The following is a 16,007-nucleotide window of genomic DNA, read 5'->3' as shown; positions in this document are numbered from 1 at the left end:
TTGCTAATGGAATTGCCATTTTCTAGAGTTGGTGCGGTCTACATAAAAGCGAAAATTAGGCATCTTTGATCATTGAGAAAACTCGCTAAATATTAGTAAATGTAGCTTTCGGGTTGTTCTGAATCAGGTGATGTCGTATGAAATTCAAAGGAAGCGCATGAACTCTATTCAAGGTGTAAAAAATAGCGTTACAATGCGTTGTCTTGTATTTCTACAAAACCAACTCCTCAGTTTTAAATAATTCAAGGAAAGTACAACCCTATGTCACGTTTAGCCACTCGTTTTGGACAACTTAAATCTCAACAGCGTAAAGCGCTAGTTTCCTATGTGATGGCTGGAGATCCTCATCCACAAGTAACAGTACCTTTGTTACATCAAATGGTTGAGGCGGGCGTAGATGTTATTGAACTTGGACTGCCATTTTCAGACCCTATGGCGGATGGTCCTGTCATTGCTTTAGCCGCTGAGCGTGCTTTGGCTGGTGGAACCAATACCCTAGATGCGTTGAATATGGTGAAAGAGTTCCGTCAAAAAGACCAAGAAACACCTGTTGTGTTAATGGGATATTTAAATCCTGTTGAAGTGATTGGCTATGAAAAATTTGTAGCCTATGCCAACGAATGTGGTGTGGATGGCATCTTGCTGGTCGATTTACCGCCAGAAGAAGCACAGGCTCTGAATGATGTCCTGAAAAAGTATCAAATGGATCAAATTTTCTTACTTGCGCCAACTTCTACGGATGAACGTATTCGTCATGTAGTAAAGCAGGCCAGTGGATTTATCTATTATGTATCTTTGAAAGGGGTAACAGGTGCAGCAACTTTAGATACGTCTGAAGCTGCAACACGGATCCAAAAAATTAAAGCAGAGACAGATATTCCTGTTGGTGTCGGTTTTGGTATTAGCGATGCTGCTTCTGCGAAAGCAATGGGTGGTGTGGCTGATGCTGTGATTGTCGGCAGTGCATTTGTAAAACAATTTGCAAGCTTGGCACCAGAACAAGCCGTTGTTGAAACGGTTAATAAAGTCAAGGAGCTTCGAGCAGCGCTCGATGAGTTAGTATGAATCAAGAAGTGAAATCAGGGAAAATTCTTAGCCCATCGACACCGTGGACTGAACGTGGCGTTCCAGGCATTGAAGTTCCCGATGAGCAACAAGCACTCAAAGCAACGTTTACAGAACCAACAGTTGAATGTCCTGAATGTCATGCATTGGTGACACGCACCGCAATGACATTCAATGCTTATGTCTGCCCACAATGTGACGAGCATTTACGCATGAAAGCGCGTGATCGTCTAACATGGTTCTTTGACCAAGTTAAAACTGAATTGGGTCAAGAATTTGTTGCCAAAGATCCACTTAAATTTGTTGACAGTAAGCCTTACCCAGAACGTATGGTTGAAGCACAAAAGAAAACAGGTGAGTCTGAAGCTTTAATCGTGATGCAAGGTACATTGAAAGATGTAGCAATGACTGCATGCGCTTTTGAATTCGACTTTATGGGCGGTTCAATGGGTACGGTTGTTGGCGATCGTTTTGTACAAGCAGCTGAACGCGCAATTGCACTTAAACAGCCATTCATTTGTTTTGCCGCATCGGGTGGCGCACGTATGCAAGAAGGCATGTTGTCTTTAATGCAAATGGCACGTACATCAGCAGCGATTCAACGTGTAAAAGAAGCAGGCTTACCGTACATCGTGGTATTAACACATCCAGTATATGGTGGTGTAACCGCTTCATTAGCTATGTTGGGTGATGTGCATATTGCAGAGCCGAAAGCAATGATTGGTTTTGCGGGTAAACGTGTGATTGAGCAAACAGTACGTGAGAAATTGGAAGAACCGTTCCAACGTGCTGAATACCTGCTTGATCATGGTGTAGTCGATCAAATCGTTCATCGTCATGCATTACGTGATACTGTATATCGCATTGTGACTAAATTGATGAATTTACCTTGAACCATACTGCACCACTTGTACAAGATAATTTAGACACATGGCTCTCGTATTGGGGCCATGTTCACGTTACGGGAATTGATTTAGGTTTAGAACGCGTCGTTCCCGTCGCTGAAATGCTTGGTGTAACCCAACCAAAAGCGAAAGTGATTACGGTTGCTGGCACCAATGGCAAAGGTTCAACCACAACCACCTTGGCAGCAATTTTAAATGCTCAAGGCTATAAGGTTGGACTCTATCAGTCACCGCATATTTATCGATTTAATGAACGTGTCAAACTTGCAGGTCAGGAAGTAGATGACCAAAGTCTGATTGAGGCTTTTGTACTGGTCGATCAAGCACGTCGTGCATGCAATTTGAGTTTATCTTTCTTTGAAGCGACCACTTTGGCCGCTTTCTTGATTTTTAAACAGCAAGCTTGTGATGTCTGGGTGCTTGAGGTGGGTTTGGGTGGACGTTTGGATGTGGTCAATGTAATTGATCCAGATGTCGCAGTCATTACCAATATTGGTCTAGATCATACCGATTGGCTCGGTGATACCATCGAAAAAATTGCCTATGAAAAGGCAGGCATTATTCGCCCCAATATTCCTGTAATTTTTGCTGGACTGCAAAGTTTGCCAGCAGCGATTGCGAAAAAAACACAAGAGTGTAATGCTCCTCTTTTTGTCGCTGAACGTGATTATTTTTATCAGCCGAGTGCAGATGGACAACATTGGTTATTTGCATCCTCTGGCACCACCTTAAAATTACCACTCGGGCGTTTGGCACTGGAAAATATTTCCACCGCTGTTGCTGCTGTTTTGTTGAGTGGTTTAGAGATTCGACAAGAAGCTATTGCACAGGGAATTCAGCAGGCGCAGCTGTCTGGACGTTTTGAAATTCGTCAAATTGCCGATAAAACCGTCATTTTTGATGCGGGACATAATCCACATGGCGTTGATTTTTTGTTAAAGCAATTGCGAAATTTCCTAAAATACAATAAACAATACACAGAAGTGGTTGCTGTTTTTTCAATGTTGGCCGATAAAGATATTAAATCTGTGGTTGAGTCATTGAAAAATAGTATTTTAATGTGGAAAATTGCACCATTAACGGTGCCGCGAGCTGCGGAAATTGCTCAACTCGATGACGCATTACAACAACAGACAGTACAGCATTTCACTAATGTTCAATTAGCTTTCCAATCAGCCCTCGATGAATCTAAAAATAATCAGCTGATTTTGGTATGTGGATCATTTCATACCTTGGAAGCGGTCTGGGAGTATTTGGAAGAATGTCAATGAATAACAAACAACGCTGGATGGGTGGCGTTGTTTTATTAGGTGGTGGTGTTTTATTGGCAGCCTTGCTTCTGAAAGGTAAAGAAGAAATACATCAAAATAACATCAAACACCCTGAATTGGTCGAGCAAGTTCAGCAACAGAATGTCAAACCAGACAGTGGCATGGTGCAACTGCAAGGTCTCACTGTTGATGTTGAAACGGAAAAGCGTTTGCTTGAAGAGCAACGCCGTGCCCGTGAAAAGGCCGTAGCAGAGCAGGAAGCCCGTGCAGCGGAGTTTCTCGCACAGCAACAGCAGGCAGAAGCCGATGCCGCACGTAAAGCAGCCGAAGAATATGCAGCATTAAATGCTGCACGAACGGGTGCACAACAAAGTTCAGATAACATTCCGCCCGAATTGGTTGAAGATGAAAAAGCCAAGCAAAAGCGCTTAGCGGAGGAAAAGCTTGCTGCACAAAAGAAGCTAGATCAGCAGAAGGCATCACAATCGTCTGAAGCTGATAAAAAACGTAATGAAGAGCGTTTAAAGGCAGAAGCTCAACGTAAGGCGGATGAAGAGCGTAAGGCGCTTGCGAAAGCTGCTGAGGATAAAAAATTACGTGAAGCGGAAGCTCAACGTAAATTAGAGGCGCAGCGTAAAGCAGATCAAGAGCGTCAAGTAGCAGCCAAAGCTGCTGAAGAAAAGAAATTGCGCGAAGCTGAAGCGAAACGCAAAGAAGATGCCAAGAAGAAAGCTGAAGCCGACAAGGCAAGAGACTTACTCGAAAATGGTGATAAGCAGTGGATGGTTCAAGTGGCACTGGCTGCCAATGCTGCCAATGCTGATAGCGTAATTTCCAAGTTAAAGGCGAAAGGCTACAAAGTGGTACAAAGTCCAACATCGAAAGGTATTCGAATTATGGTTGGGCCTGCCAAAAGTCGAGATGTTGCAGACGTAACCCGTAAAAAGATTACCACCGATGCGAGCTTAAATATGAAGTCCGCATGGGTCATTGATTGGGTACCCTTAGACCGTCGTTAGTTCATTTCAGCCATGCTTTAAGATGGATTCGAGAGTTGCTCTTGAATCCATTTTACGTTTTCAGGGGTAAATAAATTTTCGATGTTTTGCCAAATGGGATGGAAACCATAGCCCCCATATTTCATTTCTTGTAAAGCGTCCTCAATACGCCATTGTTCAAAGATAATTCGATACATGGCAATACTGGCACCTGTACGATCTGAACCGTGATAACAATGAATGAGTACTTTTTGTTGTTGTGCTTTGGCCAATTGAATTTGGCGCATTACAGCCAATAAATCTTCCCGATCAATAGCCCACGTATGAATAGGAATGTGCACCAACTTAAAAGTTTGTGCATTCAAATTTTGTGGGTCTTGATGGCGCGATCTTAAATTAATCACAACATCAATATCATGAGCTTTGAGTGCTGCGGCCATTTCTGTATTGGGTTGTTCACTACGGAAGACATCGTGACTGATTTGATAAAAATTATCAGCTTGATTGATCAGGGTTCCCCATTGCGTTGGTCGAGCTTCGGACGGTAGTGCTGTTGTGGTCATACAGCCAGTAAAGCTTAACGTGCTGAGACATAGGCAGCTATAAAGTATACGGGTTTGAATTTTCATTGGTATCGGGCCAATTCTACAGGGTCATGTGCACAGATGAGTTGAACTTCAGGGTGGGTTTGGGATAGGGTTTGCAAGCGGGTTAAATTTTCCACACGTGCTTGATTATCTTCGGCAAAGAATTGCTCCACTTGATTTAAGGTTCTGAGTTTATGCTGACCATCGAGTTGTAAATGTGAATAGTAAGCATCTCCACAGAACAGTAACCATTGATCTTGATTACGAACAGCAATACCACTATGACCTGCGGTATGTCCCAAGAGGGGAATCATCAACAGGTCATTTTCAAATAAATCAAAATTGCGAATCTGTTTGAGGTTGAACCAGTCGTCGTTGGCAATGGGTTCAATAAAGTTCCAGTAACGATGTTGTTGAAATTGTTTGACTTTATAGCGAGCTTTACGTTTGTAGTGGTTCAAATTTTGTGTAGCATTGTATTCGGAAGACAGCACATGTACTGTCGCTTGAGGGAAATCAGAGATACCACCAGCATGGTCAAAATCTAAATGTGAGACAAAAATATGTTGCACATCTTTAGGGTTAAAGCCTAATTTTTGTATTTGTGCGATGGCTGTCAGTTCTAAATTGTTTTCAATTTTTCCAAACCGCGCAATCATGTTGCCAAGACGGGCTTTGGTATGAAGGAGATCCTGCATACCTAAACCTGTATCAACCAAGACCAATCCACGGTCTGTTTCTAACAGTAAGCAATGACAGATCACATGAGCATGTAATCCTTTTTGCCCAAATAAGGGGCCGCAAACAGGGCACATGGTGCCGCAATGTAAATGATGAATGTTATGAATCACAGTCGTTATTCTTAAAATGGTTTGCTGTATTTATAACTGACTGTGGTCAAAATACCAAATAGAACTTGGTCGATCTTAGTGAAGCATAAGAAACCTGTCCGCAGACAGGTTTATCATAAAGGCTGGAAAGATTATGTTTTATTTTAGATTCGGTTGTGGAGTAAGACGCAAATAAGGTTTTACTGCGGTATAACCTTTCGGGAAGCGTTGTTTGAGTTCATCCTCATCTTGTAAAGAAGGTACAATCACCACATCATCGCCATGTGTCCAGTTGGCAGGGGTCGCAACTTTATGATGATCAGTCAGTTGCAATGAATCAATGACACGTAAAATCTCGTGGAAGTTACGCCCTGTTGATGCAGGATAAGTAATGATTAGGCGGACTTTCTTATTTGGATCGATAATCACCAAAGAACGTACTGTCAGGGTTTCACTGGCATTGGGATGAATAAAGTCGTACAGGGTGGAGACCTTACGATCTTTATCAGCAATAATCGGGAAATTGACTGTAGTATTCTGGGTTTCATTAATGTCCTGAATCCAGCCATGATGTGATTCGACATCATCGACAGACAGTGCAATTGCTTTGACTCCGCGCTGTGCAAATTCATCTTTTAGCTTCGCAGTGTAACCCAGTTCGGTCGTACATACAGGTGTGTAGTCTGCCGGATGGGAAAACAGAATGCCCCAACTATCACCTAAATAATTATAAAAATTAATCAGACCTTCACTCGAATCTTGTTCAAAATTGGGTGCGATATCGCCTAAACGTAGTGACATTTTTATTTACCTCAATTGTTTTGTGTATTTGATTTAAGTCAGACTATCGCGCAATTCTTTTACTCTGAAAAATAGCTTTTTTGCATTTGCTTATGCCAATAAAGAATAAGAGAGTGACAGCAAGGTTGGAAAATATCCTGCCATTCAAGAGGAACGCTCTATATCGCTTGGCTGAAATTTGTTACATTAATTCGCCTTAGATCTGTGGCTAGAACCTGTGATCAGAATTTTTTTATTGGTTTTGTGCAAAACCCTTGTACTTCAAATTTCTAGCACCATAATAACGTCTGAGAAAAAATTTATTCATTGACAAGCAAGATTTAGAGAGTCTATTCATGTTGGCAAGTCTGATCGGAGGAATCTTCGGTACCAAAAATGAGCGCGAACTCAAACGCATGCGTAAAATCGTAGACAAGATTAATGCGCTCGAGCCGACGATATCTGCCTTAAGCGATGCAGACTTATCTGCAAAAACCGAAGAATTCAAACAACGTTATAACAAAGGTGAAAGCCTCGATAAATTATTGCCTGAAGCATTTGCTGTCTGTCGTGAAGCGGCAAAACGTGTCATGGGTATGCGTCATTACGATGTACAGTTGATTGGTGGTATTACCCTGCATGAAGGTAAAATTGCTGAAATGCGTACGGGTGAGGGTAAAACTCTCATGGGCACACTGGCGTGTTATTTGAATGCGATCAGTGGTCAGGGCGTGCATGTCATCACAGTGAATGACTATTTGGCTCAGCGTGATGCCGAGTTAAACCGCCCACTGTTTGAATTCTTGGGTTTAAGCATTGGGATTATTTATTCCATGCAAAATCCAATGGAAAAAGCAGATGCCTACCGTGCAGATATCACTTACGGTACTAATAACGAATTTGGTTTTGACTACTTGCGCGACAATATGGTGTTTGCGCTTGCAGAGAAAAAACAACGTGGTTTGATTTATGCCATTATTGATGAAGTCGATTCGATTTTAATTGATGAAGCGCGTACGCCGTTGATTATCTCGGGTCAAAGTGATGACTCTTCTCAACTTTACGCAGCGATCAATGCCATTCCACCTAAACTACACGCGCAAAAAGAAGAAAAAGTCGCAGATGGTGGTCATTTCTGGATTGATGAAAAGCAACGCTCGGTAGAAATGACTGAAGTTGGTTTTGAAACTGTTGAAAATGAATTGATTGAGATGGGTTTATTGGCTGAAGGTGAGAGCCTATATTCAGCATCAAACCTTAACTTGGTACATCATGTGACTGCCGCGATTCGTGCACACGTCTTGTATCAACGCAATGTCCATTACATCATCCACGAAGGTGAAGTCATCATTGTGGATGAGAATACTGGTCGTACCATGCCTGGTCGCCGTTGGTCAGAAGGTTTGCATCAAGCCGTAGAAGCCAAAGAAGGCCTAGAAATTCAGCCAGAAAACCAAACTTTGGCAACCACGACTTTCCAGAACTATTTCCGTCTATACAAAAAATTGTCAGGCATGACTGGTACCGCAGATACGGAAGCTGCGGAAATGAAAGAAATCTATGGTTTGGATGTGGTCATTATTCCAACGCATCGACCAATGATTCGTCTGGATCAAAACGATTTAATCTATTTAAATCGTAATGGCAAATACAATGCAATTATTCAAGAAATTCAACGTGTGCATGAAGCAGGTGTTGCACCAATTCTGATTGGTACAGCAACCATTGAAGCATCTGAAATCTTGTCAGAAAAGCTGAAAGAAGCAGGCATTCAACATGAAGTTCTGAATGCGAAACAGCATGAACGTGAAGCCGATATTATTGCCCAAGCAGGTTCACCACGCGCGGTAACCATTGCGACCAACATGGCAGGTCGTGGTACCGACATTATTTTGGGTGGTAACTGGAAAGCAAAACTCGCGAAAATTGAAAATCATACACCTGAAGATGAAGCTCGCTTAAAAGAAGAGTGGGAACAAAACCATGAAATGGTCTTGGCTTCAGGTGGTTTACATATTATTGGTTCTGAACGCCATGAATCACGCCGTATTGATAACCAGTTGCGTGGTCGTGCGGGACGTCAAGGTGACCCAGGCGTGTCACGCTTCTACTTGTCACTTGAAGACGACTTGATGCGTATCTTTGCGGGTGACCGTGTGGTTGCCATGATGCGTGCGATGGGCTTGCAAGAAGACGAAGCGATTGAACACAAAATGGTGTCGCGCTCTATTGAAAATGCACAGCGTAAAGTGGAAGCACGTAACTTTGATATTCGTAAGAACCTATTGAAATACGATGATGTCAACAATGAACAGCGTAAGATTATTTATTCACAACGTGATGATGTTCTCGCAGAAAATACCCTGCAAGAATATGTTGAAGAAATGCATCATGAAGTGATGAAAGCGGTGATTGCCAACTATATTCCGCCAGAGTCGATTCATGACCAGTGGGATATTGATGGACTTGAGCGCGCTTTGCGTGAAGAGTTTGCCGTTGATTTACCCGTCAATCATTGGTTGGAAAACGAGCGTCGCTTAGATGAAGAAGCGCTGGTTGATCGTATTACTCATGAGATTGTTTCGCGCTACCGTTCACGTCGCGAACAAATGGGGCCAGAATCGGCAGCCATGCTTGAGCGTCATTTTGTTTTGAGTGCCTTAGATCGCCATTGGAAAGATCATTTGGCGGCAATGGATTATTTACGTCAAGGGATTCACTTACGTGGTTATGCACAAAAGAACCCTGAGCAAGAATACAAGAAAGAAGCATTCAACTTATTTGTGAATATGTTGGCTGTGATTAAAACGGATGTGGTGACTGATTTATCTCGTGTACATGTGCCAACGCCAGAAGAGTTAGCTGCGATGGAAGCACAGAAGCAAGCGCAAGCGGAAGCAATGCAATTGAATCTTTCGCATGATGAAGTGGATGGATTAACAGGTGAAGTAACTTCGCTAGTTACTTCGGAGCAACATTCAGGTTTCAGCCCTGTGGCAGATCATAATGTCGTTGCACCAGTAAGCCGTAACTCACCTTGTCCATGTGGTTCAGGTTTAAAATATAAACAGTGTCACGGTAAAATTTAATTTTATCAACTGACTAAAGTAAACCCTTGTATGGCTTCTATCTTTTTGAAGTACTGCAAGGGTTTTTTGTTTTTGTGTGAACTGTAGTTAAATATTTTCAAGATGTGAATAAGGTTTGCAGTGTCTATTATTAAGTGGTATTAAGTTGCACATTGGAACCTGAAAAGCGAAAGATAATGAAAAAATTATTACAACCTTTAGTCATTGCTGTTTTGGCAATTCCGACTTTGGCTCTGGCAAATACGCCTGAAACAACAACGGTTGCAAAAGTGCAAGCTGCTCAAGGTGCAACCACTGCGTCAGCCACGGTACAAGATACTAATGTGACTGTAATGAGCCCGCGCACAGGAATAAAATATGCTTTTCCAAATCCACAACAGCGCCCAATCATCTTAAAAACAGCAGCCGTGAGTGCTGCAACCACAACGACGGCAACTCGTATTGTCGCGACAAATCCAGCACTTTCGATGGAAAGCCAAGAACAAGCGAAACAGACCCTGGTAGGTAGTTCAACACAGTTGGCTGCAAACTAAGTCAATATATCAACAGGCAGCTTACGAGCTGCTTTTTTTATGTATAAGTTTTAGCTCAAGCCTAATTGAATTGAACGACATGCTATTTTTGATTGAGCTAAAAATAATTTTGCTTTGAGTAATCGGAATACGCAGGAAATTGCCTGAAACTCCTCGATTTTTAGCTGCATTTCTACTAAGCTGTGATACTTACTTGAACAACGAAATGGACATTTAAAAATGGCAGTGGGTGACGTTACTATGCCACAGATGCATGTGGTTAAAGGGGTAAAAATCGGTTCGGCCGAAGCATATATTCGCTATCAGAACCGACGTGATCTGGTCATTTTTGAATTTGCCGAAGGTTCAAATGTTGCGGGTGTTTTCACACAGAACGCATTCTGTGCAGCACCTGTACATGTGTCTAAGGCACATTTAGCCATGGGAAACCCGCGCTACTTAATTATTAATACAGGCAATGCCAATGCTGGTACTGGCACTTTGGGAATGCAAAATGCCCAAGAAACTTGTGTGCAATTGGCGAAATTGGCAGGTGTTAACCCAGAACAAATTTTACCTTTTTCCACGGGTGTAATTGGCGAGCAATTACCATTGCCACGTTTAGTTACAGGTTTACAGCCTGCGTTAGACAGTTTGCAGGAAGATGCTTGGACAAATGCTGCATTTGGCATTATGACTACGGATACAACACCTAAGGGGGCATCTGAGCAATTTGAACTAGATGGTGTTGTGTACACCATGACGGGTATCTCTAAAGGTGCTGGCATGATTCGTCCCAATATGGCAACCATGTTGGGCTATGTTGCGACGGATGCACCGATTTCACGTGCATTGGTTCAACAATTGTTACAGATTGCTGTGAATCAATCCTTTAATCGCATTACGATTGATGGAGATACCTCCACCAATGACTCTTGTATTTTTGTCGCAACGGGTCAAGCTGGTGGTGTTGAAATTACATCAACTGAAGATGCGCGTTATGCAACTGTGCTTGAAGTGCTCGTTCGTGTCATGAAACGCTTAGCACAACTGATCATACGTGATGGTGAGGGCGCAACAAAGTTTATGACAGTAGCTGTTGAAGGTGGTGCCGATACGCAAGAATGTTGTGATGTCGCCTACAGTATTGCACACTCTCCGTTAGTAAAAACGGCATTCTTTGCTTCAGATCCAAACTGGGGACGTATTTTGGCTGCCATTGGTTATGCTGGGGTAAAAAAATTAGAGGTTGAAAAAATTCAGGTTTGGTTAGATGATGTACAAATCTGTAAGGATGGTGGCGCTGCAGCGGATTATACGGAAGCCGAAGGCGCACGCGTAATGGCACAACCAGAGATTACGATTCGGGTGGACTTAGGTCGCGGTCAAGCGAAGGACACGGTCTATACCTGTGATTTATCTTATGACTATGTCAAAATTAATGCGGATTACCGTTCTTAATGGCATTTGAGTGAAGAAAAGCCTCCGTTGTGAGGCTTTTTTACCAAGTAAAGTTTTGAATGACTGGTCAATTCGGCACAATGCCAAATTGACCGTGTTATGGATGCACCGCTTGTGAACAAGCAGCTGGGATAGAGAAGACGTTTTTATGAATGATGCGACCAATTTAATTGCCAATGACGCAAAATCGATTGTGCAGGCGCATTTAGACCGTTTAGGCGAGCCAAAAGACAATCATTGGACTGAGCAAGCTAAACAGGAAAAATTTGAACAAATCAGAGCGGAATTAAAAAAACGTGATGCGGTTCTTGTCGCGCATTATTACTGCGATCCTGAAGTACAGGAATTGGCAGAATTAACCGGCGGTTGTGTATCAGATTCCTTGGAAATGGCTCGCTTTGGTCGTGATCATCCTGCCTCAACTTTAGTTGTGGCTGGTGTGAAATTCATGGGAGAAACAGCAAAAATTCTCTCGCCAGAAAAAACGGTACTCATGCCGACGCTAGAAGCAACTTGCTCACTCGATTTAGGTTGCCCTGTAGATGAATTTACAGCGTTCTGTGACCAGCATCCTGATCATACTGTCGTGGTCTATGCCAATACTTCTGCTGCTGTAAAAGCACGTGCAGATTGGGTCGTGACTTCTAGTTGTGCTGTTGAGATTATTGAGCACTTGGATAGCTTGGGTCAGAAGATCATTTGGGCACCAGATCAGCACTTGGGGCGCTATATTCAAAAGAAAACGGGTGCAGATATGCTACTTTGGGATGGCGCATGTATCGTACATGAAGAATTCCGTGCACGTGGTATTGCCAATATGAAAGCACTCTATCCAGATGCAGCAGTTTTGGTTCATCCTGAATCACCAGAGTCTGTGGTTGATATTGCAGACGCCGTTGGTAGTACTTCTCAACTGATTAAAGCTGCACAGACCTTACCGCATGAGCGTTTAATCGTGGCGACAGATCGCGGTATTTTCTACAAGATGCAACAAGCGGTACCCAATAAAATTTTAGTTGAAGCACCGACAGCAGGTGAGGGCGCGACATGTCGTTCTTGTGCACATTGTCCTTGGATGGCTATGAATGAATTGGATGGTATTTTGCAAGTATTACAGCGAGGCGATCAGGAAATTCATGTTGATCCAGCTTTGGCGGAACGCGCTAAATTACCTTTAGATCGTATGCTTAACTTCAGTGCGAGCTTAAAACGTTAAAATTTGTATAAAAAATATCAGAAATGCTTGATATTTATACGGTTGATGTGTTTTTTTAACTTTTTTTAAATATAGGTGTTGACGTTCTTGGGCGTCACGCCTAGAATGCACACCGTACCGCACGATGTGCGATACGGTAAAAGCTGAGATGAATCGGAGCATAGCACAGCCTGGTAGTGCACCTGGTTTGGGACCAGGGGGTCGTAGGTTCGAATCCTACTGCTCCGACCAATTCTTCAAGGCAAAGTATCATATGATATTAGTATCATCGGTCATGCGCCTGTAGCTCAGTTGGATAGAGCATCCGCCTTCTAAGCGGATGGTCACAGGTTCGAATCCTGTCAGGCGCGCCATTTGGTAGCTTGATATTGTAGAACTATATAGTGGTGGATGTAGCTCAGTTGGTAGAGCCCTGGATTGTGATTCCAGTTGTCGCGGGTTCGAATCCCGTCATTCACCCCAATTTCGGAGCATAGCACAGCCTGGTAGTGCACCTGGTTTGGGACCAGGGGGTCGTAGGTTCGAATCCTACTGCTCCGACCATTTATTAAAATGGTCGAGATAAAGATGCCGCGTTAAGCGGTTTTTTTATGTCTGAAATTTAGCTATCCAACATGATATCTTCTTAGATTCGTATAATCACGCTTGCTAGCGAAATTCCCTTGTTTTATCTTTAGTTTTTTAAATCAAAAAAAGGTTGTCTTCGTAAATTGCTAGACAACCTGAAATATTATAAGCGTTGATAAGTTTGTAAGTTATTTTATAACTCGAATACAGTTTAGCTATTCAAGTCTTAAGGGATAATAATAATATTTACGCGACGGTTGGTTGCACGATTTTCATCAGAGCTATTTTCTACAAGGGGCTGTGAAGAACCACGTCCAATAGTGTGAAGGTTGTTGGGTTGAAAACCTGTTTGAAGGAAAATTGTAGATACACTGGTCGCGCGTTTTTCTGACAAAATTTGATTGTAAGTGCTATCGCCAATATCATCGGTATGACCGACAATCTTAATTTTATTGAGCTTATATTTTTGTAATTGGGTTGAAAGGCGCGTGAGTTCGTGAGTTTGCTCAGTTTTAATTTCATAGCTGTCAAAACCAAACAATAGACGCTCTGGCAAGCGTAAACTCCAGCCTTCATCTGTTAATACGAAGCCCTCTTTTTTAAGCATGCGAGCTTGCTTATAGTTTAAATGTCCCCAACTGGCACATGCACTCAAAACGCTACTGAGCAATAGAATGAGTGCGAGTTTAATAGGGCGGGAAAAGGTTACCATTGTAAAGTTCCTAACGTAGAGAGAAGTACCAGCCTTGTTGCAATGTTTTTGCTTTATACATTGCGCTATCGGCGGCAGTGATGAGATCTTCAGGACTATGTGCTTGCTCGGTTGAAGCAATCCCGATAGAGAAGCTGAAATAAATCTGATGCTGGTCAAAATGAAGCGGTTGTTCACAGCATTTCAATAAATTTTCACTAATTTTGGTGAGGTGCTCGGTCTTGGAGATGTTGCGGATGAGAATGGCAAATTCATCTCCACCCAGTCGTGCAATAAAATCATCTTGTCTTAAGCTGTTTTGCAAACGCTTCGCCATTTCCTGTAATACTGCATCACCCGCCAAATGACCATATTTATCGTTGATTTCTTTAAAGTTATTATTGTCAATGAAAAATAATGCAGAGGTGGTTTTGGGTGATTGTTCAAAGCTAGCCAAGAGTGTTTGATAAAAATAATGACGGTTAGGCAGTTGTGTAAGCTGATCGTGTAATGCTTGATGAGCCAATACATCGTTTTCCGCACGTAGTTTTTGGGTAGATGCTTGAATCTTATCTAACAGTTCATTAAACACATCATTCAGTTGTTGTAGTTCTTTGATGTTGGAATGTGGCAGGCGTAGTTGATAAGCTTTAAATTCACTAATTTCACGAGCAGTAGAGACTAGTGGATGAATAGAGCGCATTAAATATTGGTATGTGGAGCGCACGGACCAAAGAAGCGCAAACAAAATTAAAATAATAGCCAGACATAAACCAATTAAAATTTTAAAGAAAAAATCTAACAGACTTTGTGAACTGCCATAGACCACGATCGAGCCGTAATACTGTTGATTATGCCGAATAGCCATTTCAATGGGTTGCTGAAAAAATAAATGATCTAAAATGCTTTGAGTGTTTTGGAACGATTGAACCGTTTGTTTACTGTTTGCAATTTCATGTTTTGATGCATCAATGACTTGAATGGAGCGAATAGAATATTGTGTAGTGTAGTTATTTAAAATTTGCTGGATGGTCATGCGGTCATTAAATACCATTGCGGGTTGTATGCGCTCACTCAATGACTCAGCAAGAATATTTAAGCTTTGTTTTGCATAAGTGTTCATGGTGTAGGTGGAAACGACAATAAAAATAAGCGTGCAAATCGAAAAAGTTAAAGCAAACATCGCCAGTTGTGAGCGTTTAAACAGAGATTGTAGGGAGGTCATGTGGGAAAATTTAGCCATTCTTATTGCTCCGTCGCTTTCGCAAGCAATAACACCCGTGGATCAACCCGTACTTTGGATTGACTTAAACTATCTAAATTCACTTTAAATGAGGTGTTGTTATTACGTGTGTAAAGGCAGAAGGCGCTACCAATTTCACAGGCTTGGTTGGTCGAACTAAAAGAGAGGGGAGGATCCTGTCTTTGACTGTGAATAATTTTCTGTTCTTCTTGTGGTGAAAATGTAGATAAAAAAATGGCATTACACGAAGACTTATCTAATTCATTTAAACGAATAGATGAAATTTTGTAATGATAACCTTGTAAGCGAATGGCTTGGTTAAATTGTAAGGCATAGTTTGGATTATCAATTACGCATAAAGCTGGAGTGGGGGTATTCCATTTTGCATAACTTAAAATAGACAGCGTGATAATAAACATATTATGTGTAGAAACGGCATATACAGGCTTTGACATCAATGCAGTGATGAAAATAAATACATAAACCCTTATTTTAGTGTTAACCATTTCAAGTAATTTAATTAATAGGTGAAATAAGTTGATGATTGTAGCTAAAAGTAGTGAATAAAAATAGTTCTCTTATTCGAGGTTTGGAAGCTAGAAACTACAAGATTTGATTAAAAAAAGAACGCTTGTTTAATTAATTCTAAAAAGGGTATTGCAAGGGATTAGAAATGCTGTAGAATGCACATCCATCGGCGGTGATGTTGATTAAAACTTGTTGAGAAACAAGGATTTAGCCCAAGCGGTAGAATCTAGAAGTCTTGAATAAGTTTAAAAATAATTAACAAAA

General features: G+C 41.8%; 14 protein-coding genes and 4 tRNA genes. 12 read left to right on the top strand and 6 right to left on the bottom strand.

Translation table 11 applies throughout. The annotated features are described in order from the left end of the window. Positions 1-261: 261 nt before the first annotated feature. The 4 genes from trpA to E0H82_RS06495 are packed head-to-tail and all read left to right on the top strand — an operon-like array spanning position 262 to position 4,260. Positions 262-1,065, top strand: a complete 804-nt coding sequence (gene trpA / locus E0H82_RS06510; RefSeq protein WP_131263897.1) for a tryptophan synthase subunit alpha — start codon at positions 262-264, stop codon at positions 1,063-1,065. Beyond that, entirely contained in the window at positions 1,062-1,958 is an 897-nt protein-coding gene (gene accD / locus E0H82_RS06505; protein WP_116761552.1) for an acetyl-CoA carboxylase, carboxyltransferase subunit beta, read from the top strand. Before trpA ends, accD begins: the two co-directional genes overlap by 4 nt. Beyond that, positions 1,955-3,241 carry a bifunctional tetrahydrofolate synthase/dihydrofolate synthase gene (gene folC / locus E0H82_RS06500; protein ID WP_131263896.1) on the top strand — a complete coding sequence of 429 codons (1,287 nt, stop codon included), beginning with the start codon at positions 1,955-1,957 and terminating at the stop codon, positions 3,239-3,241. Before accD ends, folC begins: the two co-directional genes overlap by 4 nt. Next, positions 3,232-4,260: an SPOR domain-containing protein gene (locus tag E0H82_RS06495; RefSeq protein ID WP_171458266.1), complete on the top strand. Its 1,029-nt coding sequence runs from the start codon at positions 3,232-3,234 to the stop codon at positions 4,258-4,260. Before folC ends, E0H82_RS06495 begins: the two co-directional genes overlap by 10 nt. Before the next feature lie 17 nt (positions 4,261-4,277). Here E0H82_RS06495 and E0H82_RS06490 read toward each other — a convergent pair whose 3' ends face one another. The 3 genes from E0H82_RS06490 to E0H82_RS06480 all read right to left on the bottom strand — a co-directional run bounded on the left by E0H82_RS06490 (position 4,278) and on the right by E0H82_RS06480 (position 6,457). Next, the gene (locus E0H82_RS06490; RefSeq protein ID WP_131263894.1) at positions 4,278-4,868 is read right to left on the bottom strand and encodes a dual specificity protein phosphatase family protein; all 591 of its coding nucleotides are present in this window, start codon (positions 4,866-4,868) and stop codon (positions 4,278-4,280) included. Continuing rightward, positions 4,865-5,677: an MBL fold metallo-hydrolase gene (locus E0H82_RS06485; protein ID WP_131263893.1), complete on the bottom strand. Its 813-nt coding sequence runs from the start codon at positions 5,675-5,677 to the stop codon at positions 4,865-4,867. Before E0H82_RS06485 ends, E0H82_RS06490 begins: the two co-directional genes overlap by 4 nt. Before the next feature lie 138 nt (positions 5,678-5,815). Continuing rightward, the gene (locus tag E0H82_RS06480; RefSeq protein ID WP_131263892.1) at positions 5,816-6,457 is read right to left on the bottom strand and encodes a peroxiredoxin; all 642 of its coding nucleotides are present in this window, start codon (positions 6,455-6,457) and stop codon (positions 5,816-5,818) included. A 335-nt stretch (positions 6,458-6,792) separates the two neighbouring features. Between E0H82_RS06480 and secA the strand changes: the two genes are divergently transcribed. From secA to E0H82_RS06440, 8 genes are all read left to right on the top strand, one after another. Beyond that, positions 6,793-9,525: a preprotein translocase subunit SecA gene (secA, locus tag E0H82_RS06475; protein WP_131263891.1), complete on the top strand. Its 2,733-nt coding sequence runs from the start codon at positions 6,793-6,795 to the stop codon at positions 9,523-9,525. Between the two features lie 176 nt (positions 9,526-9,701). After that, positions 9,702-10,058, top strand: a complete 357-nt coding sequence (locus E0H82_RS06470; RefSeq protein ID WP_131263890.1) for a hypothetical protein — start codon at positions 9,702-9,704, stop codon at positions 10,056-10,058. 219 nt (positions 10,059-10,277) lie between these two features. Continuing rightward, on the top strand, positions 10,278-11,498 hold the full coding sequence (gene argJ, locus E0H82_RS06465) for a bifunctional glutamate N-acetyltransferase/amino-acid acetyltransferase ArgJ (protein ID WP_131263889.1): 1,221 nt from the start codon (positions 10,278-10,280) through the stop codon (positions 11,496-11,498). A 148-nt stretch (positions 11,499-11,646) separates the two neighbouring features. After that, complete coding sequence (gene nadA, locus E0H82_RS06460; RefSeq protein WP_131263888.1) at positions 11,647-12,714, top strand: quinolinate synthase NadA; 1,068 nt, start codon at positions 11,647-11,649, stop codon at positions 12,712-12,714. 154 nt (positions 12,715-12,868) lie between these two features. Beyond that, positions 12,869-12,945: transfer RNA gene (locus E0H82_RS06455), tRNA-Pro, on the top strand. Between the two features lie 45 nt (positions 12,946-12,990). After that, a tRNA-Arg gene (locus E0H82_RS06450) sits at positions 12,991-13,067 on the top strand. A 33-nt stretch (positions 13,068-13,100) separates the two neighbouring features. Then, positions 13,101-13,176 (top strand) — tRNA-His (locus E0H82_RS06445). Positions 13,177-13,180: 4 nt separating this feature from the next. Further along, positions 13,181-13,257: transfer RNA gene (locus E0H82_RS06440), tRNA-Pro, on the top strand. A gap of 250 nt (positions 13,258-13,507) precedes the next feature. Here the strand turns inward: E0H82_RS06440 and E0H82_RS06435 are convergent. The 3 genes from E0H82_RS06435 to E0H82_RS06425 are packed head-to-tail and all read right to left on the bottom strand — an operon-like array spanning position 13,508 to position 15,670. After that, positions 13,508-13,993 carry an OmpA family protein gene (locus tag E0H82_RS06435; protein ID WP_131263887.1) on the bottom strand — a complete coding sequence of 162 codons (486 nt, stop codon included), beginning with the start codon at positions 13,991-13,993 and terminating at the stop codon, positions 13,508-13,510. A 10-nt stretch (positions 13,994-14,003) separates the two neighbouring features. Then, positions 14,004-15,215 (bottom strand): sensor domain-containing diguanylate cyclase, encoded by a 1,212-nt coding sequence (locus E0H82_RS06430; RefSeq protein WP_131263886.1) that lies wholly within the window; start codon positions 15,213-15,215, stop codon positions 14,004-14,006. A 2-nt stretch (positions 15,216-15,217) separates the two neighbouring features. Continuing rightward, positions 15,218-15,670: a YfiR family protein gene (locus tag E0H82_RS06425; RefSeq protein ID WP_228258632.1), complete on the bottom strand. Its 453-nt coding sequence runs from the start codon at positions 15,668-15,670 to the stop codon at positions 15,218-15,220. Positions 15,671-16,007 lie beyond the last annotated feature (337 nt).

This window comes from Acinetobacter sp. ANC 4910, from assembly GCF_004331035.1.
Taxonomy (GTDB): Bacteria; Pseudomonadota; Gammaproteobacteria; order Pseudomonadales; family Moraxellaceae; genus Acinetobacter.
The sequence above is the reverse complement of the archived record's forward strand: the minus strand, read 5'-3'. Positions and strand labels throughout refer to the sequence as shown.